The following is a 25180-nucleotide window of genomic DNA, read 5'->3' as shown; positions in this document are numbered from 1 at the left end:
CAACTTTCTCACTGCCTTTTATTTGAGTTGCAATGGCTCCATTCGGTTGCGCGTCTGCTACGAGAAACTCACTCATAACAGGCTTTTTAAAAATGCAACCGTTACGCTCATTGGTTAAAGGGCACTGGAAAAAGGTAAAGAGCGAACTTTTTCACTGCCTTTATCTGTCTGCAGGTACTGAAAGTGTTATCTTCGTTCCTTTACCGGCTTCACTGTCTATTTGAAAGGAAGCGCCGTTTCTACCTGCTTCTTCACTCATATTTACTATGCCAAAGTGTTTCCCTTTCCTGGCTTTAATTAACGCTTCCTTAAGGACAAGTCCCACACCGGCATCACTGACTTCAAGGATGACTTCATCCTCAGTTGAAGTAAGGACAATGTCTGCACTGGCTGTTCCTGCATGCTTTAATGCATTTTGGACACTCTCTTTAAAAGTCGTATAGACGAGTTTTTCTTTTTCCGGCTTAAGGATGGGGACATCCCCTTTTATAGTAAGGGTAATCTGCGTTCCTTTTTCCAGGCTTCTTACCCGGTCTGCCTCTTCTTTAAGGGCCTGCACAAGACCGTGCTCTTCTGTGGGAAAAGGGCGCAGAGCATAAATGGATTCCCGGATTTCAGATAAGCTGCTCCTCAATTCAGGAATGACCTGATGAAGAAGTTCAAAAGCTTTGTCGGGCTTCCCTGGCGCCTGGCGTTTTGCCACTTCAAGCTTCATCACGGCCGCTGCAACTGACTGTGCAATGCCGTCATGAATTTCCCTTGCGATGCGGTTACGCTCCTGAAGAATCATCCGGTGTTCCCTTTCATCGATCAGGCTTCTCCCCTTCATCAGGACCTCAAGCTGGTTTACCAATGCTTTCATCATTTTGCTTTCTTCCGGACGAATCCGACCGGACCTTGTTTTTCCGATCAGGATAAACCCCGCCGTGTCCCCTTCTACTTTAAGAGGGCACAGTACCGCTGTTTTTACATAAGGATGAAAGCTGTTTCTTACCTGCTCGTCTTTTTGTATAGGTGAAGGGGCCACTGTAAGCTCCCGGTACTTCTCTTCGAACGAATCAAGATTTGTCCGCTCTTTCTTTGGATCTGCTATCCCCAGACTTAACTGGTTTGTCCATGTGCTCCCTTCTTTAGTCCAGATGCCGATCCCGTCGTACTCAAATAACTTGGACAGGTTTTTTTCCACACCTGCGAGCCATTTTTTATCCGGTATCCGCTCATTTAAATCCTCGTTTAGATTCACAAGCCCCAACAGCCTGTCCTTTTCTCTTCTTAACTTAACATTACTTGCACCAATGAGAGACAGGGCTACAAGAGGCGAGAAGAAAAAGAAGAAAGAAAAAATATCAACGACCTCTCCCCGGTTCTGGTTGCCGAGTAAAAAAAACAGTCCGAGATAGACGATGGAGATCATCATCCCTACGGATTCAACAGTTGTTTTCTGCTTCCAGTCACGGAACCTGTAGGGCTGGGGTCTGATCAGCAGGACCAAGTCAACGAAGGTATGGTTGATTACGTAAAATAAAAACGTAAACAACGCTGTATAAAACATCGTTTCGGGGAGCGTTTCCAGACTACGTCCCAAAACAGGCACAAAGATAAGCATCAGGCCTTTTGCACCAAGAAAGCTGATCACAAGCTGTGCTGCATTAAAAGAAAGAATATGAACGGAACGCTTCTGCAATGCGTTCACACAAAGAATAACCACCCCATATACAACCAGGGTTAACGGCAGCCCAAACAGTAAATCCATTGTAAAAACAATAGGAAATCCAAGGGTTGTAGCTCCTTTCCATACAGGAATTGCAAAAAATTCTGTAATAAAAAGAAAGGCCACCAGCAAAAGAAAAATTGACCATGAAAAAGGCAGTGCCGCCTGAAAGCCTGCAGCCAGCATCACAACAAAACCAAGGATACTCGTTACAAGCATGAATTGTTTTGCTTTTTGTTCTCTTTTTTCCATTTTATGAATATCCATACGCGCCTCCGTGCTCCATAACCGAAGGCACTGAAAAAGTTCGGTCTTTACCTTTTTCCAGTGCCTTCTGAGCAATGTGCGGAACGGTTGCATCTTTTAGAAGCCTGTTACGGCGCGCAACCGAGTGGAGCCATTGCCACTAAATAAAAGGTACTGAAAAAGTTGGTTTGTATTTTTTCAGTGTCCTCCCAATAACTATTCGCCGGGATTCCCCTTTTTCCTCCACTTCCTGCAGGAAAGGGGGAAGATGCATGAAGTTACAGACATTTGGCAAGCCTACACATCGTACACAGAAATGACCTGATTTAAGATGTTTGAGTTTTTTTGTGAGCGGAAATAGACTACATAACACGCCATTATTGAAAAAGGAGAATGAACAATGACCGGAAAAGACGACAAATTGAAGTATACTGAGAACATGGAAAAAGGCCTCCGTCAGAACCACGGAATCGGACACGAAAAGCTCAACAGCAGCCTTGACAAAAAAATTGAAGTGGAAAAGAGCCGTGAGAAAGACCATAAACAATCACAAAAAATAGAGCGTGAAATCTCGAACGACCTTCACCACTCCAGAGAATAGCCCTTCATTTTTGACTGCCGGGAAGACTTCCTCTTCCCGGCAGTCTTTTTTCTTCCCCCTTAATGTTTAGGAATACGAAAAATCAGGAACGGACTCTATATAGTCACAATTAAACGGAGGGATTTAAAAATGGCAAATACAAAACAGCAGGCAGAAGAGAAAATTCAGGCGATGCCCGAGCAGAAGAAGGAAGAAATTCTTGACAGCTTCGGAAGATTCCAGGACTACCTGGCTGATAAGATTAAAAAAGGAGAAAAAGTCGGCTTAAGTGAAGAACAGATCGCCAAAGGAGCCGAACGGGTGGCAGAATACCTTAAGAACCATGAAGAGCCAAAAAACACAGAAGAAAAGCTTCTGCAGGAAATGTGGAAGGTAGCAGACGATGAGGAAAAACATCAGATCGCCCACGTATTGGTGAAGCTTGCGAAAAAAGAAGGGAATTAATAAACAGGATGACCCCAAAGGTAAAAACCGACCTTTCGGGTCATCCTGTTCTTTTTGGCACAGAGTTAAAGTGTACTCGTTTCATCATTCAAATGATCAGCTGTGACTGCCAGCTGGCGGATCGCTTCATTCTTTACAGGAGAATACAAAAAAGCTTTGACATTCCCTAAGAGGAATCTCAAAGCTTTCCTATATCCTAATCTTCAGCTCTTTTCTAAAAGAAAATTGATACAGCCACCTTAATACATAATTTCCTGTCTGCTGTGGGTGCTGCTCAGGAAATCTTCGTCAGGATCGAAGTAGTCTTCAGAATAGCGGAAGACAAACTCATCTGTTTCACTGTCAATGTACCCTGCTCCCCAGGTTGGGTCCATTTCAATCCATTCACCGTCTACCTTAACTTCTACCCATGCATGACGTTCCCTCGACATCAAACCGGTTGTCGCCATACCGCCCACGTAGTTGGCTTCCATACCGATGGAACGGAGAAGGGCAACCCCAAGAAAGGCATAGTCCTGACAAACCCCTTTTTGCAGCTCAAGGGTCTTTACCGCACTGTCATCAAGCTCAAACAGACGTTCGTTGAATTTTTCCACATCATAGGCAATGTTATTGGTGAGGTAGTCATAGACTGCCTTCGCTTTTTCACGGTCAGAATCAAGTCCTTCTGTTAAATCCTGAGCCAGGCTTTGAATGTCTTCATGATCCGACTCAATCCCCCTTGAAGGCAGAAGACTCCGCTCATCTTCGACCCCTGTCACCTGATGTTTGAACTGGGCAACTCCTTTATACCTGAAAAAGCTCTCTTCCTCATCCTCAAGATCCGGCACACTGACGGTAATCTCGTATTTTCCTTCTCCAAAACGGAGCCATACGTCCCCGTCAAACTGGTAGTTTTCTACCGGGAGATAATATGTCGCTTCTTCTTCCCCTTCGAATTCCGTTGTTACAATCATCTGCTCAATTTCGTCAGCTCCCGGAATGTCAGGGTCGATTTCACCGGCGAAACGGTATGTATTTTCAGAAAGAGTTAACGGCTTCAATGCAGTCGGATAGGTTAATGTTACACCACGGTCAAAGTAATCACGGAAATACTCCACCTCTGCAAATTGTTCATCTGACTGATTATAAACAAAGATGGTCGCCGCTTCATAATAAAGCTCATCTTCAGGGTTGTACACGCTTAAAGTGATTTCGTGCCAGGCTTCACCGAAATAAAGAGGGACCTCACTTTGGAACGCTCCATTTTCAATCCCGATCCTCAAATCCTCGCTTTCACCGGGCCCTTCTCCCTTTACAGTAGCGATCAGACTGTGATCATCTTCCGCCAGTGGCAGTTCTCCTGAAATAGTAAAGGTGCCGTCTGCCTCAATCAGCCCGGTCTCCGGCTGATGAATCACAAGCTCGTGTTCAGAAGCAGAAGCGGTTGTTTCAATTTCTCTATCTAGTTCATCTGACATTTTGGCAACAGTTAGTGTCGTTACATCATAATAACGGTTTTCTTCTCCTTCTGTCGTACTTGGAGCCCGGACAATCACCCGGTGGTCCCCTTCACCACCGTGGAGGAGGACCTCTTTGGAAAAAGAACCGTCTGCCTCAATGGGAATATAGTGATCCATCGTGTTGTTATACGGAAGGTCCTTATTTCCTGTGTACCTGATGTTTAACCACATCCGCTCACTCTGAAGGTTCTCCGTATGTTCAATATGGCCTTCAATTTTAACTTTATTATTCGTTGCATATTCCTGGTATACAGGAGATGTGAGGGTAAGGCCGATCTCTCCGGCATAACGGGCCAGATTTTGAGGCTTTGTCTCAACCCCCGCCTGGGCACTAAGCCGTTCAATCTCCTCATCTGCCAGAACCGTTTCCTCTTCCTTTTCTTCTGTTTCTTCCTCTGTGGCACCCGTATGTGTCAGTTCTTCTGTAGCAGCTTCCTCTTCATCGCTGCAACCCGCAAGCACAACTAAAGATGCCGTCAGAAGCCAGGCTTTCTTTTGAAAATGACCCATCTTCCCACTCCATTATTTGTTTTTCGATTACTTATTAACTATAGTTTAAAGGCAATCCTCCTATCATTCTACCAACTTTTAGTTTATTTTTCCTATATGTTGAATTTACTGTTTTTTGTTAATAACCCGTGACTATATTCAAATTATGTTCTTACTATCGAATCATCTGCATGCTGTGGCGATAAAAATGAAAGACATTCGGAATCTGCATTCCATCCCATAAGAAGCAAAAAAAGGAGAGATCAATTTGAAATTTATCACGTTATTTAAATGGTTAGGAGCCTTATCCCTCATCTTAGCTGCAGCAATGGTTTTCGTACTGATTTCTTTTTATCAGAGTATCCAGGAGTATACGGGGACAACTGAGCGTGAAAAAGAGTGGCAGTCGCTGGGAGCAGAACTTACGGCAGCATCCGATTATCTTACAAACCAGGCCAGACAATTTGCTGTTACAGGTGACACGGTCTACTACGACAATTACTGGAGAGAAGTAAATGAAACGCAGACCAGAGAAGCTGTTATCAGCCGTTTGGAAGAAATGAACACTCCCGAGGAGGAGCTTGCCTTACTGGAACAGGCCAGTCAAATGTCCGATGCTCTTGTCAGTACCGAGGATACTGCCCTTCAGGCTGGACTGTCAGGTGATCTTGAAACCGCAACCGACCTGATGTTCAACAACTTTTACGAAGAGCAGAAGTCTATGATCATGACGCCGGTCGAAGAGTTCCAGCAAATCGTTAATACCCGGGCCTCCAACGAAGCAGACGGCGCTCAGGCCCACATGAATCTTTTACTTATGGTAGCTGCAATCATCATAGCTCTGTTTCTGTTTCTCATTTCATTTACGTTTATCACTCTTTATCTGAGGGTTCTCAAAAAGCTTCCAACGATCATTTCCTTTGCCAACAGGGTAGCTGAAGGCGATTTGACAATTGATCTGCTTAACGATGATGGTAAAGATGAAATGGCCGAACTCTCCACCTCTGTTAATAAAATGGGGCTGAACCTGAAGGCCCTGATCGTCAGGATTGCTGCCAGTTCGAGCAACGTGTTGCAATCTTCCATTAAAATGAATATAAATGCCACTGCCACCAACCAGTCCGCTTTGGAAATGGACCAGGCTTTTCAGTATATAACAGAAGGTACCAGGCATCAGCTGGCTTCCTCGAAAGAAATCCGCCAGACAATGGATGAAATGACTGCGGGTATTCAGCGTGTAGCCGAGTTCGCCGGTGATTTATCCGAACGAAGCGTGGATGTAAGCAACACAAGCGCCCAGGGTCAGGAATTAGTGGACCGGAGTGTAAGCCAGATGGAAAAAATTAATGTAAATTCTGAGCAGGCCGCTGAGAAGGTAACGGCTCTCCGTAACGACTCGAGGGAGATCAGCCAGATTATCCAAATGATTACCGATATTGCTGACCAGACAAACCTTCTTGCACTTAATGCTGCCATCGAAGCGGCCAGAGCAGGTAATGCGGGAAGAGGTTTCTCTGTAGTTGCTGAAGAAGTGCGCAAGCTTTCAGAAGAAACGAGAGGCTCCGCCGGTAAAATTAAATCCCTGATTACGTCTATCCAGACGAATATGGATGCTTCTCTGGAGAAAATTGAAGAAGGCGCAAAAGAAACTTCTGAAGGGACAGCGTTAATTAAAAAACTCGATACCATGTTTGTTTCCATTCAAAAAGAAATTGTAGCCTTATCAACCGGTGTGACCGACATGTCGGCAATTTCTGAAGAGATGTCAGCCAGTTCAGAAGAAATTAATGCGTCGGTACAACAAATGGCGGATACATCCACCCAGTCTATGGAGACGGTAACAAATGCCTCCGACCATGTAGACCATCAAGTGAAACAGAGTGACGAGATGACGCAATCCGCCAGTGAATTAACCTCTCTTGCCCAGGATCTGAGAAAAGAAATCGAGCACTTTAAATATACAGAATCAAACCGTGAAGAATCTATTTCATCAAAAAACCTTGAGATTAGTCCGGAGGCAGCAAAGCAAAAATCAGCATAAAATTATGAGGTTGATTCAAAAGATAAAAACCGGCCTTTTCGGTCAACCATCTGCCTCCACGATAAAAAACTGCCGCTCCTTCTGGAACGGCAGTTTTTGTATCCTCACATTATTTTGAGCTTTGCTGCTGGGCGGCTTCAAGGTAAGGTGTTATATCCACATTCAGTTTTTCAGCAAGGGTTTTCCCAAGCTCTTCATCAGCGCGGTAAAAGTTACATACAACTCGAAGCACCGTTTCTTCTGCTACCTCGCTCAGGTCATCCGTTAAATTACGGATCACAGCCTCCTGCTCTTCCTTGGAATAGCGGCGCCATACATGCCCTGCCTGGCCGAAGTCATTTTTCTTTTCAATGGGCTGACGGCCGGTTACCCCTTCAACAGGAGCCCGGTACTCAGACTGGGACTTATCTTCTTTCGGTGTATCTTCATAGCGGTTCGGCTCATAGTTGATACGGCTTGTCTGCTGGCCGACCGGCATAAATCCGTCACGCTGATTATTGTTCACTTTCGCAAAAGGACAGTTGATCGGAAGCTGGAGGTAGTTTGGTCCTACACGGTGACGCTGGGTGTCAGAGTAGGAGAACAGACGTCCCTGAAGCATTTTGTCTTCCGATGGCTCGATACCAGGTACAAGCACTCCCGGGTTAAAACCGACAGATTCTGTTTCCGCAAAAACGTTGTCCGGGTTTTTATTCAGCGTCATTGTTCCAACATGATGATACGGAAAGTCTTCTTCAAACCAGTCTTTTGTGGTATCCAGCGGGTTGAAGTCATAGTTATCAAGATCTTCCGGAGCCAGAAACTGGACATAAAGATCCCACTCAGGATAATGACCATCCTCAATTGCGTTGTAAAGATCAATTGTTGCATGGTTAAATTCTTCACCCTGAATTTTTTCCGCTTCGTCTGCAGAAAGATTCTTGATGCCTTCTTTCGGTACCCAGCGGAGTTTCACATAAGTCATATTTCCAAATTCATTTACCCATTTGAAAGCATGAACACTGGATCCCCGCATGTTCCGGTAGGATGCCGGGATACCTTCGTCTGAGAACAGATGAAGCATCATATTTGTTGATTCCGGACGCAGGCTCATGAAATCCCAGTAACGATCAGGATCCTGAACATTGGTCCGGGGGTCAGGTTTTAACGAGTGAACCATATCCGGAAACTTCATCGCATCGCGGATGAAAAAAACGGGAAGGTTGTTTCCTACAAAATCATAGTTTCCTTCTTCTGTATAGAATTTGATAGAGAACCCTCGCGGATCTCGGAGAGTCTCAGGAGAATGCGTACCATGGATTACAGTGGAAAAGCGCACAAAGACAGGCGTTTCCTGTCCTTCATTCTGCAGAAAATGTGCTTTCGTGTAACGCTTCATACTGTTCTTCACTTTAAAGACACCGTGTGCACCGGCACCACGGGCGTGTACAACACGCTCAGGTACGCGTTCACGGTCAAAGTGCGCAAGTTTTTCGATGAGCTGATAATCCTCCAGCAGTGTCGGGCCGTTCTGGCCTGCCGTTCTCGAATTCTGGTTATCCTCAATCGGGACACCCTGGTTTGTGGTCAGTTTCTTGTTTTCCATTCGTGCACAGCCTCCTTCAAAATAGTAAAGATGATAAGTATGGTTTCGAGAAAGAAGGTGACCTTCTTTATATCCCTTATTAGATTATAATGATTTTCATATAATATTTTCTAGTGATATGCTCACACATGTTAATTCTTTACATCACAAGGTATAAAACCTTTTACAGTTGAATCCTCTTCCATCCCTTTATCGATTAGCTGCCGTATTCTTCAATTGTCGATAACCTATCACTTTAATTCTTGAGGCAGATCTCTTGTAACATAGGTTCCTGCTATCAGATCATGTATGGCTCTTTTATCTGCTCTTACCGCGACCATGATGGCACTTACAATGACAAGAATGCCGAAAGAGACTGTGTAGAGGATCAGCCCGATGACGACACGGATAATCATGACACCCCAGGTCACCTGTGAACCATCAGTCTTCACAGTCCGCACCCGTACCGCTTTCTTTCCAAGCGTATAGCCATACCATAGAACCGGCAGCACAATCAGATAGCCTGCCTGGATGGGAAATTGAACAGACTGATACCCGATGCCTTCATCAAAAACCGTAATACCCATCGAAGAAGTAATGATTGTTACGACAAAACTGATTAGAAAAGCGTCCATAATCCAGGCGCCTGTCCGCCTCCAGAACCCTGCAGGATTGTTTACCTCCACCTATACCGCCTCCAGTGCTTCAATGATTAATGCATATACAGTTCTAATACCTTTTACCTACATCTGTTAAACGTAAAAGCTTTTTTATAAGGCTGTAATTTCGGGCCATTCTCAACCTCTTATCGATGTTCTAAGCTTCATTGAACGGAATACGCTCCCTTTCCGCGGACTCGCGCCGAGCCTCCCCAGTGCGATGTAAGGTCTCGCCTGTCTCGCACTTCCGCAGGAGTGTCGGTTTTCCGTTCAATTCCGCGCGATGCGTTGTGAAAATCAAAGGATGCAGATCATCAAAAGAGACGCGTATGTGTTCGTACGCTTAGGCGCAAATAAAAATGTAACCGGCAGAGGAAAAAGCGGGAGTACTTCAGAGGAAGCGCCCTCCCGCGGAAAGTGGAATGAGCGGAAATCAACACCAGAGTCCTTTCATAAAAAAAGTGCCTCAGGTGGTGCACGCAGCACCTCTGAGACACTTTATTCCTATACTTGCGGCAGCGGGGCCTCCACGATCACTTCTACTCCGAAGTGGTCAGAGACGACCGGTCTGTTTTTTCCGTTAAAAATAACAGTCGATCCGTGGACGGGCAGGCTCACATTCGTAAAGATATAGTCGATACGAAGTCCTTTTTCATTTCCATCCCACCCGGCAATGTCACCGACAACAGTGGTTCCGTTATCTTTGGTGACCGCCTCGGTGTACGTATCCGTCAGTCCTTTAGACATGAGGTAATCATACCCTTCGCCGTCCGTTGACGCATCATTGTTAAAATCCCCAAGGAGGAAGTATACATCATGTTCGCTTGCCTTCTCCACCAGCCGGTCAGCCTGATTCTTATAACTCTCCTCGTCATCTCCCCACCAGCCGAGGTGACAGGAATAAAAGGTCAGCTCCCTTTCCATATACCGGATCGTGGCTCCGACAATTTTTCTGGCTTTCCAGAAAGATACGTCTTCACTTTCCGTTATATAAAAGCTTTCTGTAGCTGTAACCGGATGCTTCGTGAGAATGGCCAGGCCCTCTTCATAAACATCATATCCGAGGTGAGCCACGTCCCACACCATTGTGTAGTTATGATTCCCTCTCTTTTTCAATTCTTCGATCAGTACATAGGCAAAGTTGTCTTCTTTTACTCCGCCGGAGAGCTTGTTTGCATGAACATGCTGGCTCACTTCCTGAAGGGCGATGACGTCATAGTCATTTTGATAAATTACTTCTGCAATCGTTCTGATCTTTTCCCACTGGTTCTCTTCCTGCCAGGAATGGCAGTTGAGAGTCAATAGTTTCATAGGTTATTACGCTCCTAGTCGGTCTTGGATATCAGATTTTAATACGTCTGCTTTTGGACCATATATCGCCTGAACACCACGGTTCTTTCTGATCAGCCCAAGAGCTCCGTTCTTTTTCCACTCACCTTCATCGGCAACAGCTTCAAGATTTTTTACTGTTACACGAAGACGGGTCATACATGCGTCCACGTCTTCAATGTTATCACGGCCGCCAAGAAGTGCGATCACCTGTGCTGCCTGTGAATTATCCTCGCCATCTTCATTTGTGGCAGTTGTTGGAGATGAACCTTCTTCCCCGTTGTCAATGTAATTACCATTTCGACCTGGTGTTGGAAGGTTAAACTTGCGGATCATAAATGTGGCAACACCGTAGTTCAGTCCGAAGAATACGGCACATGTAATCACAAAGTTAATCAAATCACGTCCAATACCCGCGTTAATCATGAGCGGTGTACGTGTCAGTAGCTCGATAATTCCAAATGAATGAACACGGAGGTCGATCAAGTCAACCACTGCGAATGCCATTCCAGTCATGATAGCATAAATGATGTAAAGGACAGGAGCCGCAAACATAAACATGAATTCGATCGGCTCTGTTACACCTGTTAAAAATACGGCCAGTCCTGCTGAAAGGAAGACAGATTTATACTTTGCTTTCTTATCTTCGTCAACGTTTTTATACATGGCGTACGCGATACCAATTAAAGCAGCCGTAGATGTAATCACCTGTCCGGCTTTAAAGCGGGCAGGAGCCACATCTTCCTTAAGGTCGTTGTATGCTTCCATATCTCCCTGGGCCAGCCAGTTGTTTAAATCAGTAATCCACGCGAGCCACAATGGATCCTGTCCCGCAACGATACGGCCTGCTGCTTCACCTGTCTGAATCATGTACGTTCCGCCAAGCTCCGTATAATTCATCGGAACCGTAAGCATATGGTGAAGGCCAAACGGTAAGAGCAGGCGCTCCAGAGCACCGAAAATAAATGGTGCAATAACCGGCGCTGTGTTACGGGACGTGGCAATCCACTCCCCGAAATTATTCAGAGCGGTTTGAATCATCGGCCAGATCAATGAAAGTAAGAATGCAACAATCACAGACCCTACGATAACCGTAAACGGCACAAAGCGCTTTCCGTTAAAGAAAGCAAGAGCCTGCGGCAGGCGGTCAAAGTTATAAAAACGATTGAACAGTGCAGCCCCAAGGAAACCCGAGACAATACCGATAAATACACCCATGTTAAGGGCCGGTGCACCCATTACACTGATAAAGTAATCAGATACAACAAGTTCGCTGCCAAAGATCGTCTGGACTGTTGCGTCCGGATCGTTCAGCATTCCTTCGTTTACACCGAAGATGGCTCCGGTAATGCGGTTCATCAGGATGAATGCGATCAGGGCAGCAAATGCACCCCCGGCGCGCTCTTTTGCCCATGATCCACCTATGGCAACTGCAAACAAAATATGAAGGTTGGTAATAATCGCCCAACCGATATCTTCCATAATTCGTGCAACCGCTTGCAGTAAAGCGAAATCAATATCGATCATTGCAAGGGCTTTACCGAGCGAGATCATAATACCGGCAGCAGGCATTACTGCCACCACTACCAGTAAAGATTTTCCGAACTTTTGCCAAAAATCAAAGGACAGAATTGGCATGTTTTTTAATTTTCCCATTGTGCTTCTCACCTTTCTGGATGACTGAATCTTGTGTATCAAAATGTTTTGAATCGTATGTAATGTGCAAACGCTTGCATCAAATGTATATACTTATGTTAAATGAAGTGCTTTCAAAATGCAAGAGGGTATTTGGGCGGATGTTTCCAGGTACTTTTATTAAAGATTTTTTTAAACCCACCTCTGCATCAGGACCCGCGAAAGGTCAGCCTCCTTTAGTTTTAAATGGGAATAATTATTATCCATTTTTATCCTGTTGCAGGCAAACGCAAAGGCTGCTTTCGCAAAAATTGTGGCTTTTCGTAAAAGGGTGAAGAAGCCGGAGTACCCGAAGACTCCTGCGGAAGTGGGCGCCAGGGTGAGCCCACGCAATGTGAAGCATGAGGAGGCTCACCGGCACCCCCGCGGAAAGCGCAGGGTACGCAGGCTTCATCTATAATAACTGTGTTTATGGTAAAGTTCACATAGCATCAACCTATACGAAAAGAGCAAACGCAAAAGGCCGCCCCTGGAGGAGCGGCCTGTTCGTTTATTCATTTCAGGTAGATACTGCCTGTTTCTGCACAGGTTGCACATCGTCCTCTTTTGTCCTGACAAGAAAAGTCCGCCGGTCCCGGTAAAGTAGAACAACAGATAGAGTAAAGGCGAGAACGTCCGCTAATGGGAACGCAAGCCATACCCCCGTAACCCCGAAAAAGTGAGGCAGAATCAAGACAAGGGGAATTAAGAACAGCACCTGACGCGCCATGGACAAAAGAAGTGCCTCTTTTGCCATTCCGAGCGCCTGATAAATCCCGCCGCTTACTACTTGCACACCAATCAAAATGGCTGCGGCAAACATGATTCTCATCCCATCCGAACCGGCTTCAATGGTCACCGGATCAGCTGTGAATATCCGCATAAACCAGTGTGGGAAAATCATGACCAGCAAAAAGACCATAACGGAAAACACTGTAACGACTTTCAGACCGAGCCAGACTGTTTCTTTTAATCTGCCATACTGCTTTGCGCCGTAATTGTAACCAATAATCGGCTGCATGCCCTGGAGAATACCCATCATCGGCATAAGGGTGAACATAGCCACCCGCTGAACGATTCCAAACACCCCTACGTGAAAGTCCGTGCCGAACCGAAGCAGCATGGCATTAATGGCAATCATCATGACACTGCCTGCCACCTGCCGAACAAGAGCCGGCATTCCAATGATCACGACTTCCTTTATCACACGGTACACCGGCTTGAAGTCACCTAAAGAAGGAGCCAGTGTACTTTTGCCCATCATGAAATAGCGGATCACAACAACCGTAACAGATGCCTGGGAGATCACAGTTGCAATTGCTGCGCCTTGGACCCCCATATCAAGCCAGATGATAAACACAGGATCAAGAAGAATGTTCAGAACCGAAGGAATGATCATCGTCATCATGGCAAACCGGGCGTTTCCTTCCGAACGGATAATGGCGTTCGTCGTGAAGGCAAAAGAGAAAAAGATGGTACCGAGCATGATCGGAAACATGTAGTCTATGGCATATCCCAAAGTCTCTGATGTGGCACCAAACAAGCTAAGAAGCGGCTCGAGGTATGTGAATGCACCGATAAAGGCAAAGGCGCTGAAAATGATGATCATGGTGAGGATGTTACCGAACACCTGATTTGCTTCATGCCCTCTTCCTTCACCAAGTCGCCTGGAAATAACAGACGCCCCGCCAATTCCAACAGCAGCAGCAACAGCCATGATAATGAGCATGACCGGAAAGGCAATTGTAACCCCGGCTACACCTTCAATCCCCACAAACCACGAGATAAAAATCGTATCAACAAGGTTGTACAAAGCCATAACAAACATGCCGATCATGGCCGGTATGGATAAATTTCTGAGAAGCTTCGGGATCGGCTCCGTTCCGAGGCGTTTACTCTGTTCTTTTTGCGTCACTCTCTTTCCTCCCTTCCGTTTGTTCATGAATGTTTCCCTGCAGTTTTTTCAACCAGGAAATGAGCAGTTTCTGTTCCTCTTCACTCATGCCTTTTGTAAGGTCACCGTCAAGCTGACTGATCACATTCCACAGCTTTTGTTCCTGCGTCCTGCCTTTTTCAGTAAGCTCAATCACTTTTGTACGCCGGTCCTTGGTGCTGTCTTCTTTTATGATAAGTTCTTGTTTTAACATGGATTCAACAATGCCGTTCATCGTTGACCCTTTTACATAAAGGAGCTTTTGCAGGTCTGACTGGGTCTGGGCTCCATGATTTACAAGATGATAGAGAACCTTCGCCTGGGACACGGTGAGTCCGATCTCAGAAAGGTTTTTATTATAGCGGTTTTTAAGGAAATGGGAGACAAGATTTACGTGATAGCCTACCATCTGATCCATTTTTCTCGACATTTTTATTAGCCCCCTAATAAATATACTTTTTTATTTAACCATATTTACGGTTTTTTATCTATATATTTGTTTAGGTAACTAATATTACGGGACAAGAAATAGTGGCGCGTTCGTTTATTGGATTTCGAACAGGGGTAAGATGAAATTGTGAATAACTCTTCACACATATGACACTGGAGGAATGAAAACATGAAGAAATTTGGATTATCTCTGGCAACGATTGTACTTTCTATTGGTCTGGTGGCTTGTGGAACGGCAGACGACGATCAAATGGATGATAACGGTACTGCAGACGAAAATGGTACAGATGATGCCGACATGGGTGACGACGGCATGGACGATGATATGGATGACGATATGAATGATGATGGTGCTTCAGATGATGCTGGTGACGGCGGTACAGGAGACTGGTATGAAGACCTGACTTTCTATGACTTTGAATTAGATGTGGAATACAGCGACGGTACGTATGAAGCAGATTATGAATATAACGATGGAAATCCGGAAGCTGAAATCGAGGATACCCGTGGCGGTGAAGACATTGAAATGTCCGGTCAGGAAGCACTGGATGAGATGGAAGGTCCACTGACAAGCCTGGACGCATCCAGCGACATGTCTGATGACGAGCTTCGCGAAGCAGTAATGGATGCCTTTAACCTGGATGAAGGCTATGACGAGTTTGAGCTTGAGATCGACTTCTTTGACGAAGATGATGTAGAAGTAGAGGACGAGTAATTGTTTGAATTAGCAGCCGGCTGCATCGTGCAGCCGGCTTTTCTTATTGGATGAAATCTTCCATCTCCTGTGCCATACTATGGGGACACTCATTTTAGCAAGGGAGCGTTTCACGTGAAAAAAACGATGAACGAGGTAACAGGCAAAATTACACCGGACGATGGTGTGTACAATTTAGAGAACGTGACACCTAATGAGATGGCCATTCTCGACCTGGCGTTAAAGGATCGGGCAGACATCATGCGCCAGGTGGCTGAAATCGAAAAAAACGACACCTATCTTCAAATGGCGGAAGAAGCGGAGAAACTCCGGGAAGATATAAAGAGGTAGGTGAAGGGAAGCGGCTTTAAACGAGTCAGGTGAGCCTTTAGTCAAGTTAGAGTTTGATTTAAACAAGTTAGACAGCCCTTTAATCAAGTTAGGGACTGATTTAAACAAGTTAGAATCCCATTTAAACAAGTTAGCTCAAAATTGCCCTCCTCCCTCGTTTAACCCCGACCCCCGCCGGGGAATAATACACCCAAAAAGGAGGTTCTCTCCATTGGCCTTTGATTATGATCTGGACTTTGACAATACCGATTTCAGAAAAAACCCTGAAAAATACCGGGTTGGCCGGGGTGAACAAGGAGTCCTTCTCGTTGAACCCTATAAAAGCGAAATTCTTCCCCACTGGCGGTTTAAAACACCGGACATTGCAAAGGAATCCTCCGAAAAGATCTATGAACTTTTCGAAGAGTACAAGAAAGACGATGACTTTGCAGGGATGGACATGGCCCGCAAGTTCATTCAGATGGGCTATACCCGTGCCCGGCGCTATGCCAATTACAAAGGCGGTAAAAAGTACGATGATGAAGGAGAGATCAACGAACGGGACATCGACGAGGAAAAAGCCGAGTCTGCCCGTATCTTTGAAGAAAAGTGGAAGGTTGTCCGAACAGATGAAGAGTATCTCAAGAAGAAAAAAGCCCATCAGAAAAAATACGGGTAAAAAAAGTGCCGGGCACTGTGTGAATTTTTGAACACAGTGCCCGGCACCTTGTGAATTTCATCACTGATTTTTGATTAACAGGAACCCGTGAACCATGAGCCCGACGCCGATCCCGACACCGATTCCCATGAGAGCTCCGAGCCATAGCGCGTTGATTAGCGTGCCGACCACGAATCCGACGATCTGTCCGAAAATGAGAAACAGAGCGTAAAAAAGCACCAGTGATTTTTCAAGCAGTTTCATTAATGTTTCACCTCACTGTACTTTTCACTCGTAAGACCGAAGCCTCTCCATGTCAAACTCAGGAACGATGCCTTCTTTGGCCGCCCGTCCGAGCAGAGCTTCAATGGCGGCGTAACCGTCCTCACCAAGGTCTCTTGTGAACTCATTTACATACAGGCCGATGTGGGCCTTTACCACATCGTCACTCATCTCCTGAGCGTGCTGCAAAACATAATCCCGGCACGCTTCGGGATTTGCCCAGGCATATTCCACAGAGTCCCGAATCCAGCCTTCGATCTTCTTTAAATCAAGAGACCGGCGCGCAATAATGGCCCCCAGCGGGATCGGAAACCCTGTGTCCTTTTCCCACCAGTCTCCAAGATCCGTAAGCATATTTAAACCGAAGTTCTGATACGTAAACCGGGCTTCATGGATGACAAGACCCGCATCGATTTTACCGTCCCGAACAGCAGGCATAATTTCGTCATAAGGCATAATCTCGATTTCACCGACGCCTCCGGGCACGTGATCCGCAGCCCACAGCCTGAACAGTAGATAAGCAGTGGACTTTTCACTCGGAACGGCTACACGTTTACCAGATAAAGATGCCGGATCGGTCACTTCTGCAGTAAGCACCAGCGGGCCGCATCCGCGCCCAAGCGCACCTCCGCATGGAATCAGGGCGTAATCGTCCAGTACCCAAGGCAGGGAAGCGTAGGAGATTTTCATGACCTCGGGACCGGTTTTATCAATGGCCCAGTGGTTTGTTATATGTATGTCCGCATACGTGACATCAATCTCTTCAGCTCCGGGTACGAGCCCGTGAGCCCACGCATGAAACGTGAATGTATCGTTTGGACATGGTGAGTATGCGATTTTCATCAAAGTACCTCCTTCATGAGTCGGCTTGCTTCAGTTAATCGTGCGAGAGCTTCTTTTATTTGCCACGCTCCTCGGTCTCTCGGCCCCACAGGGTTTGAGATGGACCGCACTTCCAGATATGGTCTGCCTGCCTGTTTTGCAGCCGTGGCCACACCAAAGCCTTCCATCGCTTCGCAGAAAGCATCCGGATAACGGCCCAGGAGCCTGTCCGCCGTATCCGCTGTTCCCGTCACCGTGGACAGGGTAAGTACGGATCCTTTGTGAACGGGTAAAGAACGATGGTTGCACTCCTGCCAAAGGCTGTCTCCTGCTTTTTCATCACATTCGATCACGGCGGATCCAAAGCCCAGCTCATCGATGGATATGAAGCCTTCCTCTGACTCCGCTCCTAAATCAGCAGCCGCACTTTTCGTGGCGATCACAAGATCACCGACGGCTGCCCTGCCTATAAAGCCCCCTCCGATGCCCATGTTGATCACCAAATCATATGACCGGGCAGCTAAAGCCGTGGCAGTACTGGCTGAAGCCGCAGCGATTCCGACGCCACCTGAAATGACGTGAAAACGAGAATCCCCTTTAAGACCGGCTTCTGCCGCTGTTTTTTCTGCATCTACAGATGTTACAATCAGTATGTTTGTCATAGCCGTTCTCCTTATGTAAATGGCGCTACTATCAGTTTATCAGTAGTTCTGCCGTTTTTAAAGAACTGCAGATCAAAGGTTCGGTGCCAGGTACTTTGTGAAATGTTGAATAGCTTTCCTGTCACCACAGAACGACACCGTTCACCTTTTAAACAAACGTTTATTTAGGTTGCGAGCCGTGACGAATCACCTCATTAAATCACATATAAGAGAATGGTATAAAGAAGAACCCCGACACCGAACGCCCAGAAGTTACTCTCCCTTTCCTCGGGAAGCTCTTCTTTTAATACGTTTAGGATCATCGTTCCCGCCAAGATGGAAAACAGGAGGGCAACTCCGTGTTCGCTCACTTCAACAAAAATACCCGTCAGCCACCCAGCTGCTACTGCACCAGCGAGCAAATACCGCCCGTAAACGTCGTATTCTTCTTTGTGCGTCTGCCTTAAGGCGTGATCGTTGGAGACGAAATGAACAGATAATGCAAAAAAGTACAGGAAAAGCTCTGTGGGATCACGGTTTTCCCCTCTCAGAAGCAAATAGCCAATCAGGAAATTGTAAAAAAAGAACGATAGAATGTGCGTCCTGAACACCCATGGATTCTCGTCCTCTCCCCTCTTCCCCTTCTCAATCGTCCCTTTCGCCATCCTTTCCAGGCCGTAAAAGGCTGACAGACCGAGAAGAGAAGCCAGATAAACATGATAATCCCCTAAACCAAAGAGGTGGAATTCACTAGTATGCAGCTCATCCTGATACATGTGGAGTTCAGGGAGAATGTGCATGAATACATAGGCAATTGAGACTCCCCCGGCCACTGAGAGCACTTTGCTCCGTGGAATCGTATGTAAAAAGGTCACGTGTCTCGAAAACAGATGAACAACAATGAAGCCGGCCACACAAAGAAAACTAACGAGATAAATCATACCCGCCCCTCCCTTGCGTTTCTATTCCCCCTTGTCAAAAATAAAAACGGTGCCGGGCACTGTGTGAAACAATAAACACAGTGCCCGGCACCCTATACCCACTCCAGAATTTCAATGCGGTTCCCAAACGGATCGTCCATATAAATCCGCTTCGCCCCGGGGAGATCATCATCTTCTTTATAGGAAACTTCATGTTCGTCCAAGTGCTTTATCAGCCCGTCCAGATTATCAATCTCAAAAGCCGGGTGGGCTTTTTGGGCCGGCGCAAACGGTTCTTCAATCCCGATATGTACCTGATAGGATCCAAAAGCAAACCAGACACCGCCACGCTTTTTCAGCACCTCCGGCTTCTCTACTTCCTCAAACCCCAACAACCCTGCAAAAAAACGTCGCGCCTCCTCCTCACTTCCCTTTGGTGCCGCCAGTTGAATGTGATCAATCGACTTAAATTTAAATGACATATTGGTCCCCTCCACGTTTTTTATAAAATGTACACAGCCATCTTCGTAACGGTCCACCCTGTACCCGCAGCTTCGGTAAAGAGCGATGGCACTTGTCCAGTCCTCATTTGTTTCCATCACAAACGATTTATACCCCATATCCTCTCCCCACTCTTCCAACCGGCGAAGCATCTTCCGGGCAAGCCCCCGACGACGGTACCCGGCTTTTACACTCATCCGTCCGATACGCCCCACTCCCGGGGATTCATAAGAAAGCGCACCGGTACCGACAACCTTCCCCTCAAAAATGCCCGTCAAAAAAACATACCCGGTCCGGTTATAAAATGCCCTGATGGGCTGAAGGTCTTTATTCAGAGAGTGGTCGATGCTGCCAAAGCGTTCTTTCATTCCCTCAAATATGAGATTCTTGGCTTCTTCTTCACGACTGCTCTGTATTTTTACTATTTTCACAGGCTCTTAAACCGTCGCCTTCCAGATCGTCCAACGATCTTTTTCAATGACCTCACCGCCAGGCAGCTGCTTATCAATATGACCAATCAGCTCTTCAATCTCACCATCACTCAGCTCATGCAAAATAGACCGTCCGTTTCTTGCACGAAGGTCTTCATATAACTCCTTTTTTGCTGGGTAGCGATGTCTTGTTTCCCAAAGGGTGAGCTCTTCAACTTGCCTGAATCCGGATGTCCGCAGCTCAAGGGAAACCTTTTCACTCCTATGACGTCTTCTTACTTCTTTTTCTACAAGACGGGGAAACAATGAAAACAAGTAGCCTCGAATATGCTCCTCACTTCCCGCCAGGAGACAATCCTCCGGCGTGCGGTCCTGGACAACGATAACCCCACTCTCGCCCAGTAATCGCAGGGCTTCGAAAAAACTCGGGCGAAGGTCACTTAAGTGATGAATAAGCGCTCTTTGCAGCACCAGATCACAGCACCCTCTACTGAGACCTGTGTTTTCAGCGCTCCCTTTTTGAAACCGAATGCGCGGGTCATCCCCGCAATTGTCACGGGCTCCTTCAAGCATCGCTTCAGAAAAATCCACTCCCGTCACCGACGGTACCCCAAGATCCGCTAACGCTTTTGTATAAATTCCTCCGCCGCAGCCAATATCCACCGCATGTTTACGCCCGGTTGGGGAAACCAGCCTTTCTATTGTATCCTTCCAAGTCTGATCCGCTTCCCTTGTTGTATAGCTCGCTTTGTTACGCTTGTCATGAAAATTGATGCCCATACAATCAACCCCATGTGTGAGATACCTTAAGTTTAGCATAAAATTCCATAACCAAAGAAGCGACACGTACTGTGTGAACCGATGAACAGAGTGCCTGACCCCATGTGATCAAATACACATAAAAAAGACCCCTGACAGGGAGTCAGCGGTCAAATCTCTTACTCCTCCAATACCAGCTCTTTCAATATCTTTTCTACTTCATCTATTATTTCTTTTCTCTGCTTATTCAGACAGTCACTCAGCCCGATATTAAAAGCGAGACGTTCAGGTTCTATACCGATTACAACTGTATTTTTTCCAATTTGCTGCAGCACATGAAACAGGTGCAGGTTGTGTGGAGAGACCGGGATCGTTTCCATAGCACCCAGTTCCAATAAGGAGTAGACGGTAATTTCACCTGGCTTCTTTCCACCAAGGATGGCATCAATCACGATGACCCTGTCCGCTCTTTCCACAATCGAGAGGCAACACTCGATATCGGACTCCCCTACTGCATACTCTTCCGAAGAAATTTGCCGCCGCTCCATTAACTCCTCAACAACGTAAATGCCTATTCCGTCATCCATCATCAGCTGGTTTCCTATACCTAATACAATTGTTTTCCCCATTAGAACACCTGTATTGTTTTGACTTTTTTGCCTGGCACGTATACGTGGGTAGCGCATGACATACACGGGTCAAAGGACCTCAGGATCCTTCCGATTTCGGCAGGCTGATCAACGTTCTGAATCGGTGTCCCCATCAGCGACTCTTCAGCGACTCCCCGGTACCCCTGGTCATCTTTTGTGGAAAAATCCCATGTGGAGGGGGTGATAATCTGGTAAAAAGACAATTTTTTGTTTTTGATTTTTAGCCAGTGCCCTAATGCTCCCCGTGTGGTATCGGTTAACCCTCTTCCCTCTGTCTCATCGGGAAGTTCATATTTCTTTTGGACGTCAACACCCGGAACGAGTCTGCCAAGAAGGGTTTCCATAATGCCGGCAATTTTTCGGGCTTCCAATGCTCTGGCCAGGGTCCGGTCCATCGCTGAGATGCCGTTCGTATACGCTCCGCTTAAAATCAGCCGTGCCAGCGGGCCCACTTCCATCGGTTTTCCGTCATACCTTGGTGCTTTAACCCATGAATAGGCTTTTTCCTTTCCTCTGTCCGGCTCCGCCATCGTTTCATCAGGCTTATACTCCTCTGTTTTTGAACGGTACCAAGAGTATTCGATCTTTTCTTTAATCTTCGCTTCCTCAAACGGCTCGAACCCACGATTCATGGAAACAAGAGGATCTACATATAACGTACCCAGCTCCTTATACTGATCAAAGGCACCGAACGTTAACAGATTTCCGTACCCTCCCCCAAAACGGTAATATTCTGGATAATACTTCGCAATGTCATAAACATCCGGTATCATTTTTTCTTCAATGAATTGTGTTACCTGCTTTAGAATAGAAGCTAATTGGACGATGGTTTCTGCGGTCACCTGTGTGGTCACACCACCGATAAAAACACCGTGGTTATGAGGTGCTTTCCCACCTAAGACGGCAAGCATCCGATGGGCAAGGCGGCTTATTGTAAGTGACTCAAAATAGTGTGTTGATATACGACTGCTAATAAGTTGAGGGATCCTGAAGTCATCATGATCTGATTGAAAAAGAGGGTTTTGCTCGATCTTCACAAAATCGGGAACTGTGTATTGATACGTATGGCGAATATGATTTTGTAAAAATTCACAGCAATGGATGATGTCTCTTAAGTACCTGCCTTGTTCAACAACTTCAATTCCAAGAGCGTCTTCCAATGCTAATGAAGACGCCATGGAGTGTGCAGCAGAGCAGATGCCGCATATCCGTTGTGTAAAGTAGACAGCGTCGAAAGGGCTTCTCCCTACGAGCATCTGCTCGAATCCCCGAAGCATGTTTCCTTTCGTTTTCACATCCACTACTTTGTTTTTTTCCACGGTCACATCGACTTCCATAAAGCCGCTGATACGGGTTAAGGGGTTGATTATGATTTTTCGTTTACTCATCCTCTACCACCCTTGTCGTGTCATAACTGATGAACGGAGCCATGGCATCAGGGAAGCCGAATTGTGAACACCCTATACAAGGGGTATTAGCCCCAATCGGCCAGTTCACATGGCCATTCCACTGCCTGGTCGGGCAATCGATCCTGGTCACCGGCCCCCGGCATCCGAGTTTGAACAAACACGTTTTGTCTCCCAGTTTCTCTGCGAAAATACCCTTGTCAAAAAACGGCCTCCGGGGACAACGATCATGGATAAGCGTACTGTAAAACATAAGAGGGCGCCCCAGGTTATCCGTCTCCGGCTCTCCATATAGTAAAAGGTGTGCCAGTGTTCCTAAAAACCAGTCCGGATTAACCGGGCATCCGGGTAATTTAATCATCTCTTTATCAGGTAAAACATGCTGGAGACTGACCGATTCAGAGGGGTTCGGCTTAGCCGCTGACACTCCGCCATGGGTAGCGCATGCTCCTACAGCCAAAATACGGGATGCTTTTTTTCCAAGCATCGTTGCTGCTTCAAGACCTGTGAGTGGCTTGCCGTTAAAGCTGCCGATCACGTTGTACAATCCATTGTCTTTTAAGGCAACGGCCCCTTCAACAGCCAGTATAAACTCTTCCTCGGTGGCGCCTATGAGCTTCTTGATTGCCTCTTCTCCTTCTGAAGCCATCAAACTATTACTGTAGCGAAGATTGACCATCGAATTGATCATATATTCAAAGTCAGGGTTGTGGCCGTTCAGCAGTGAAATAATGTTACCCGAGCAGCCATTGAGCTCTAAATAAACGAGGTTTTGTTTTTTTATGAGCCCGTTTTGGATATTTGATACCGCAGTGTTTGTCAGCCTTGCAGCTACCGCTTCATTTGTCATTGACTCCGGTGGGAGGACAGACCCGCTCATGATATCAGCCTCCCCACTCGAGGAAGCGTCGCTAAAATGGCTTGCTGCCCCGCATGACAGGATGCAAATTCCGCGGTGTAATCTTTTCCTGCCGTTAAACCAAAATGGGTGGCCGCTGCCCACGTTCGATTGTTCGTCACATCATACACAGTCCCATTCACTGCTACATAAGCCGCCCTTCCATTTTTTCCGTTATAACCGGCTAACTCCTCCAGTGTAAAAGTCCGTTCATCGGAGGATGGCTGAGATACTGTGTTTGGAAGCTGATTGAACGTATTCCCGCTGGGTACGGAAGGCTGAATCTGGGTGATGTGGTCCGACATGCCTGCCTGACTGGCCAGAAGCTCACTGATGAAATGGATATTGGAAAGGGTATCCCATAACCGCTGAAGAATCTGCTGTTTTTCAGGAGTTTCATTGAGCCCGGAAAGGGTGTAAAGATCATACCGCGCCTGAGTAACGAGGTGGTTAAGCCTTAATCTCAGCAGCTCGATGTTTGTCATGGTGTTCGCTCCTTAATAGGAATTCAACCTATCCTATGCCCAAAGGATGAAAATCATTAACAGATTCGGGGCAGCAGCATCCCGGAAAGGCGCTCCATACGCCGGGTCGTTCCTACCGGTGTCCGTAGAAGCAGCTTCCCTTTCTGAACAGTGGTAACCTTCCCAATGGTCCGCGCTTCTCTTCCGAGGGGGTTTTCGTGTAAAACTTCCAGTATTCTTTTTTCCTCACTGGCATCGGCTATCATAACGACCTTCCCCTCATTTGCCAGATAAAGAGGATCGAAGCCTAAAATGTCGCAGGCTCCTTCCACTTCCCTGTTCACAGGGATCGCTGTCTCCTGTAATTCCACTGTGAGTTGAAGGTCCTCGCACAGCTCTGCCAGCGTGGTTGCCAGCCCTCCCCGTGTCGGATCCCGCATGATACGAATGCCTTCTGTCTGACTAAGAAGACTTTTAATCATATGATTCAATGAAGCACAATCACTTTGAACTTCCGTGAGGAGACCCAGCCTCTCCCGGGCACTGACAATGGCAATCCCATGATCGCCAATCGTACCGCTGCAAATAATGACGTCCCCTTGTTTCACATTGGAGCCATTTACTTTTGGCGTTTCTTTGAATCCGACCCCCGTCGTATTAATAAACAGGCCGTCCGCCTCTCCTTTTTCAACCACTTTTGTATCACCGGCTACAATTTTCACACCGGCATGTTCAGCCTCCTCTGCCATGCTTTGAACGATTCTTTTCAATTTCCTGAGTTCGAATCCTTCTTCAATAATAAATCCTGCAGTTAAGAAAAGCGGGGACGCCCCACTCACAGCTAAATCATTTACTGTACCTGTCACCGACAGTTTCCCAATGTCTCCACCTGGAAAGAAAACCGGTTTAACCACAAAACTGTCCGTTGTTACCGCCATTTTTCCTCCCCCGCAGTGCACGATTGCCGCATCGAGGTTCATATGTTCATGATGACGAAAGGCTTTGGCAAAAACATCTGCAATCAACCGGTGGGTAAGTTCCCCTCCTTCCCCATGGGCCAAACTGATAAACCCTGTCATAG

General features: G+C 46.5%; 25 protein-coding genes and 1 pseudogene. 6 read left to right on the top strand and 20 right to left on the bottom strand.

Features of this window, described 5'->3' with window-relative positions:
• Positions 1 to 160 precede the first annotated feature (160 nt).
• Entirely contained in the window at positions 161 to 1978 is a 1818-nt protein-coding gene (locus JSY36_RS13505) for a sensor histidine kinase (protein ID WP_205166781.1), read from the bottom strand.
• A gap of 379 nt (positions 1979 to 2357) precedes the next feature.
• Between JSY36_RS13505 and JSY36_RS13500 the strand changes: the two genes are divergently transcribed.
• Positions 2358 to 2558 (top strand): YuzK family famiily protein, encoded by a 201-nt coding sequence (locus JSY36_RS13500; RefSeq protein ID WP_122901754.1) that lies wholly within the window; start codon positions 2358 to 2360, stop codon positions 2556 to 2558.
• A gap of 129 nt (positions 2559 to 2687) precedes the next feature.
• Positions 2688 to 3002: a DUF3243 domain-containing protein gene (locus JSY36_RS13495; protein ID WP_205166780.1), complete on the top strand. Its 315-nt coding sequence runs from the start codon at positions 2688 to 2690 to the stop codon at positions 3000 to 3002.
• 239 nt (positions 3003 to 3241) lie between these two features.
• On the opposite strand, the gene JSY36_RS13490 is transcribed toward JSY36_RS13495, so the two are convergent.
• Positions 3242 to 5014: a transglutaminase domain-containing protein gene (locus JSY36_RS13490; RefSeq protein ID WP_205166779.1), complete on the bottom strand. Its 1773-nt coding sequence runs from the start codon at positions 5012 to 5014 to the stop codon at positions 3242 to 3244.
• A 247-nt stretch (positions 5015 to 5261) separates the two neighbouring features.
• On the opposite strand from JSY36_RS13490, the gene JSY36_RS13485 reads away from it, so the two are divergent.
• Positions 5262 to 7034, top strand: a complete 1773-nt coding sequence (locus tag JSY36_RS13485; protein ID WP_205166778.1) for a methyl-accepting chemotaxis protein — start codon at positions 5262 to 5264, stop codon at positions 7032 to 7034.
• Between the two features lie 109 nt (positions 7035 to 7143).
• Here JSY36_RS13485 and JSY36_RS13480 read toward each other — a convergent pair whose 3' ends face one another.
• The 6 genes from JSY36_RS13480 to JSY36_RS13455 form a co-directional block, all read right to left on the bottom strand.
• A complete protein-coding gene (locus JSY36_RS13480; protein ID WP_205166777.1) occupies positions 7144 to 8619 on the bottom strand; it encodes a catalase in 1476 nt (491 codons plus the stop codon).
• A 230-nt stretch (positions 8620 to 8849) separates the two neighbouring features.
• Positions 8850 to 9284, bottom strand: a complete 435-nt coding sequence (locus JSY36_RS13475; RefSeq protein ID WP_336511490.1) for an RDD family protein — start codon at positions 9282 to 9284, stop codon at positions 8850 to 8852.
• A 477-nt stretch (positions 9285 to 9761) separates the two neighbouring features.
• Positions 9762 to 10568, bottom strand: coding sequence for an endonuclease/exonuclease/phosphatase family protein (locus JSY36_RS13470; protein WP_205166776.1), 807 nt, complete (start codon positions 10566 to 10568; stop codon positions 9762 to 9764).
• A gap of 6 nt (positions 10569 to 10574) precedes the next feature.
• Complete coding sequence (locus JSY36_RS13465; RefSeq protein ID WP_205166830.1) at positions 10575 to 12224, bottom strand: PTS transporter subunit IIBC; 1650 nt, start codon at positions 12222 to 12224, stop codon at positions 10575 to 10577.
• Positions 12225 to 12780: 556 nt separating this feature from the next.
• Complete coding sequence (locus tag JSY36_RS13460) at positions 12781 to 14175, bottom strand: MATE family efflux transporter (protein ID WP_336511489.1); 1395 nt, start codon at positions 14173 to 14175, stop codon at positions 12781 to 12783.
• A complete protein-coding gene (locus tag JSY36_RS13455; protein ID WP_205166774.1) occupies positions 14153 to 14623 on the bottom strand; it encodes a MarR family winged helix-turn-helix transcriptional regulator in 471 nt (156 codons plus the stop codon). Before JSY36_RS13455 ends, JSY36_RS13460 begins: the two co-directional genes overlap by 23 nt.
• 189 nt (positions 14624 to 14812) lie before the next feature.
• Between JSY36_RS13455 and JSY36_RS13450 the strand changes: the two genes are divergently transcribed.
• The 3 genes from JSY36_RS13450 (at position 14813) to JSY36_RS13440 (ending at position 16346) form a co-directional block, all read left to right on the top strand.
• Entirely contained in the window at positions 14813 to 15358 is a 546-nt protein-coding gene (locus JSY36_RS13450; protein ID WP_205166773.1) for a YusW family protein, read from the top strand.
• A gap of 114 nt (positions 15359 to 15472) precedes the next feature.
• On the top strand, positions 15473 to 15688 hold the full coding sequence (locus JSY36_RS13445; protein WP_205166772.1) for a hypothetical protein: 216 nt from the start codon (positions 15473 to 15475) through the stop codon (positions 15686 to 15688).
• 211 nt (positions 15689 to 15899) lie between these two features.
• On the top strand, positions 15900 to 16346 hold the full coding sequence (locus JSY36_RS13440) for a DUF4385 domain-containing protein (RefSeq protein WP_205166771.1): 447 nt from the start codon (positions 15900 to 15902) through the stop codon (positions 16344 to 16346).
• Between the two features lie 60 nt (positions 16347 to 16406).
• Here JSY36_RS13440 and JSY36_RS13435 read toward each other — a convergent pair whose 3' ends face one another.
• From JSY36_RS13435 to hypE, 12 genes and pseudogenes are all read right to left on the bottom strand, one after another.
• Positions 16407 to 16589 (bottom strand): hypothetical protein, encoded by a 183-nt coding sequence (locus JSY36_RS13435; protein WP_122901730.1) that lies wholly within the window; start codon positions 16587 to 16589, stop codon positions 16407 to 16409.
• A gap of 24 nt (positions 16590 to 16613) precedes the next feature.
• Positions 16614 to 17450: a 1,4-dihydroxy-6-naphtoate synthase gene (locus JSY36_RS13430; RefSeq protein WP_205166770.1), complete on the bottom strand. Its 837-nt coding sequence runs from the start codon at positions 17448 to 17450 to the stop codon at positions 16614 to 16616.
• Complete coding sequence (locus tag JSY36_RS13425; RefSeq protein ID WP_205166769.1) at positions 17450 to 18091, bottom strand: futalosine hydrolase; 642 nt, start codon at positions 18089 to 18091, stop codon at positions 17450 to 17452. Before JSY36_RS13425 ends, JSY36_RS13430 begins: the two co-directional genes overlap by 1 nt.
• A 194-nt stretch (positions 18092 to 18285) precedes the next feature.
• Positions 18286 to 19011: a hypothetical protein gene (locus tag JSY36_RS13420; RefSeq protein ID WP_205166768.1), complete on the bottom strand. Its 726-nt coding sequence runs from the start codon at positions 19009 to 19011 to the stop codon at positions 18286 to 18288.
• Positions 19012 to 19103: 92 nt separating this feature from the next.
• Entirely contained in the window at positions 19104 to 19472 is a 369-nt protein-coding gene (locus JSY36_RS20485) for a VOC family protein (protein ID WP_236784896.1), read from the bottom strand.
• A 57-nt stretch (positions 19473 to 19529) separates the two neighbouring features.
• Positions 19530 to 19859 (bottom strand): annotated as a pseudogene (locus tag JSY36_RS20480) (GNAT family N-acetyltransferase); the annotation flags it as partial.
• 69 nt (positions 19860 to 19928) lie between these two features.
• Positions 19929 to 20702 (bottom strand): class I SAM-dependent methyltransferase, encoded by a 774-nt coding sequence (locus tag JSY36_RS13410; protein ID WP_205166766.1) that lies wholly within the window; start codon positions 20700 to 20702, stop codon positions 19929 to 19931.
• 158 nt (positions 20703 to 20860) lie between these two features.
• On the bottom strand, positions 20861 to 21310 hold the full coding sequence (locus JSY36_RS13405; protein ID WP_205166765.1) for a hydrogenase maturation protease: 450 nt from the start codon (positions 21308 to 21310) through the stop codon (positions 20861 to 20863).
• Positions 21310 to 22719, bottom strand: coding sequence for a nickel-dependent hydrogenase large subunit (locus JSY36_RS13400; RefSeq protein ID WP_205166764.1), 1410 nt, complete (start codon positions 22717 to 22719; stop codon positions 21310 to 21312). The genes JSY36_RS13405 and JSY36_RS13400 overlap by 1 nt, the downstream gene beginning before the upstream one ends.
• Positions 22712 to 23617, bottom strand: coding sequence for a hydrogenase small subunit (locus JSY36_RS13395; protein WP_205166763.1), 906 nt, complete (start codon positions 23615 to 23617; stop codon positions 22712 to 22714). The genes JSY36_RS13400 and JSY36_RS13395 overlap by 8 nt, the downstream gene beginning before the upstream one ends.
• Entirely contained in the window at positions 23614 to 24120 is a 507-nt protein-coding gene (locus JSY36_RS13390) for a cytochrome b5 domain-containing protein (protein ID WP_205166762.1), read from the bottom strand. The genes JSY36_RS13395 and JSY36_RS13390 overlap by 4 nt, the downstream gene beginning before the upstream one ends.
• Before the next feature lie 56 nt (positions 24121 to 24176).
• Positions 24177 to 25178: a hydrogenase expression/formation protein HypE gene (gene hypE / locus JSY36_RS13385; protein WP_205166761.1), complete on the bottom strand. Its 1002-nt coding sequence runs from the start codon at positions 25176 to 25178 to the stop codon at positions 24177 to 24179.
• Positions 25179 to 25180 lie beyond the last annotated feature (2 nt).

This window comes from Alteribacter salitolerans (assembly GCF_016901055.1).
In the GTDB taxonomy this organism is placed as follows: Bacteria; Bacillota; Bacilli; order Bacillales; family Salisediminibacteriaceae; genus Alteribacter; species Alteribacter keqinensis.
Note: the sequence above shows the minus strand (reverse complement) of the source record. Positions and strands in the feature narration are given on the sequence as shown.

Excerpts from the sequence above, each read along its gene's own strand:
- JSY36_RS13500 (WP_122901754.1), top strand. The coding sequence starts at position 2,358 with ATGACCGGAAAAGACGACAAATTGAAGTATACTGAGAACATGGAAAAA.
- JSY36_RS13430 (WP_205166770.1), bottom strand. The coding sequence starts at position 17,450 with ATGAAAATCGCATACTCACCATGTCCAAACGATACATTCACGTTTCAT.
- JSY36_RS13455 (WP_205166774.1), bottom strand. The coding sequence starts at position 14,623 with ATGTCGAGAAAAATGGATCAGATGGTAGGCTATCACGTAAATCTTGTC.
- JSY36_RS13490 (WP_205166779.1), bottom strand. The coding sequence starts at position 5,014 with ATGGGTCATTTTCAAAAGAAAGCCTGGCTTCTGACGGCATCTTTAGTT.
- JSY36_RS13495 (WP_205166780.1), top strand. The coding sequence starts at position 2,688 with ATGGCAAATACAAAACAGCAGGCAGAAGAGAAAATTCAGGCGATGCCC.
- JSY36_RS13420 (WP_205166768.1), bottom strand. The coding sequence starts at position 19,011 with ATGATTTATCTCGTTAGTTTTCTTTGTGTGGCCGGCTTCATTGTTGTT.
- JSY36_RS13465 (WP_205166830.1), bottom strand. The coding sequence starts at position 12,224 with ATGCCAATTCTGTCCTTTGATTTTTGGCAAAAGTTCGGAAAATCTTTA.
- JSY36_RS13425 (WP_205166769.1), bottom strand. The coding sequence starts at position 18,091 with ATGACAAACATACTGATTGTAACATCTGTAGATGCAGAAAAAACAGCG.
- hypE (WP_205166761.1), bottom strand. The coding sequence starts at position 25,178 with ATGACAGGGTTTATCAGTTTGGCCCATGGGGAAGGAGGGGAACTTACC.
- JSY36_RS20485 (WP_236784896.1), bottom strand. The coding sequence starts at position 19,472 with ATGTCATTTAAATTTAAGTCGATTGATCACATTCAACTGGCGGCACCA.
- JSY36_RS13480 (WP_205166777.1), bottom strand. The coding sequence starts at position 8,619 with ATGGAAAACAAGAAACTGACCACAAACCAGGGTGTCCCGATTGAGGAT.
- JSY36_RS13470 (WP_205166776.1), bottom strand. The coding sequence starts at position 10,568 with ATGAAACTATTGACTCTCAACTGCCATTCCTGGCAGGAAGAGAACCAG.
- JSY36_RS13390 (WP_205166762.1), bottom strand. The coding sequence starts at position 24,120 with ATGACAAACATCGAGCTGCTGAGATTAAGGCTTAACCACCTCGTTACT.
- JSY36_RS13410 (WP_205166766.1), bottom strand. The coding sequence starts at position 20,702 with ATGGGCATCAATTTTCATGACAAGCGTAACAAAGCGAGCTATACAACA.
- JSY36_RS13400 (WP_205166764.1), bottom strand. The coding sequence starts at position 22,719 with ATGAGTAAACGAAAAATCATAATCAACCCCTTAACCCGTATCAGCGGC.
- JSY36_RS13405 (WP_205166765.1), bottom strand. The coding sequence starts at position 21,310 with ATGGGGAAAACAATTGTATTAGGTATAGGAAACCAGCTGATGATGGAT.
- JSY36_RS13395 (WP_205166763.1), bottom strand. The coding sequence starts at position 23,617 with ATGAGCGGGTCTGTCCTCCCACCGGAGTCAATGACAAATGAAGCGGTA.
- JSY36_RS13505 (WP_205166781.1), bottom strand. The coding sequence starts at position 1,978 with ATGGATATTCATAAAATGGAAAAAAGAGAACAAAAAGCAAAACAATTC.
- JSY36_RS13435 (WP_122901730.1), bottom strand. The coding sequence starts at position 16,589 with ATGAAACTGCTTGAAAAATCACTGGTGCTTTTTTACGCTCTGTTTCTC.
- JSY36_RS13450 (WP_205166773.1), top strand. The coding sequence starts at position 14,813 with ATGAAGAAATTTGGATTATCTCTGGCAACGATTGTACTTTCTATTGGT.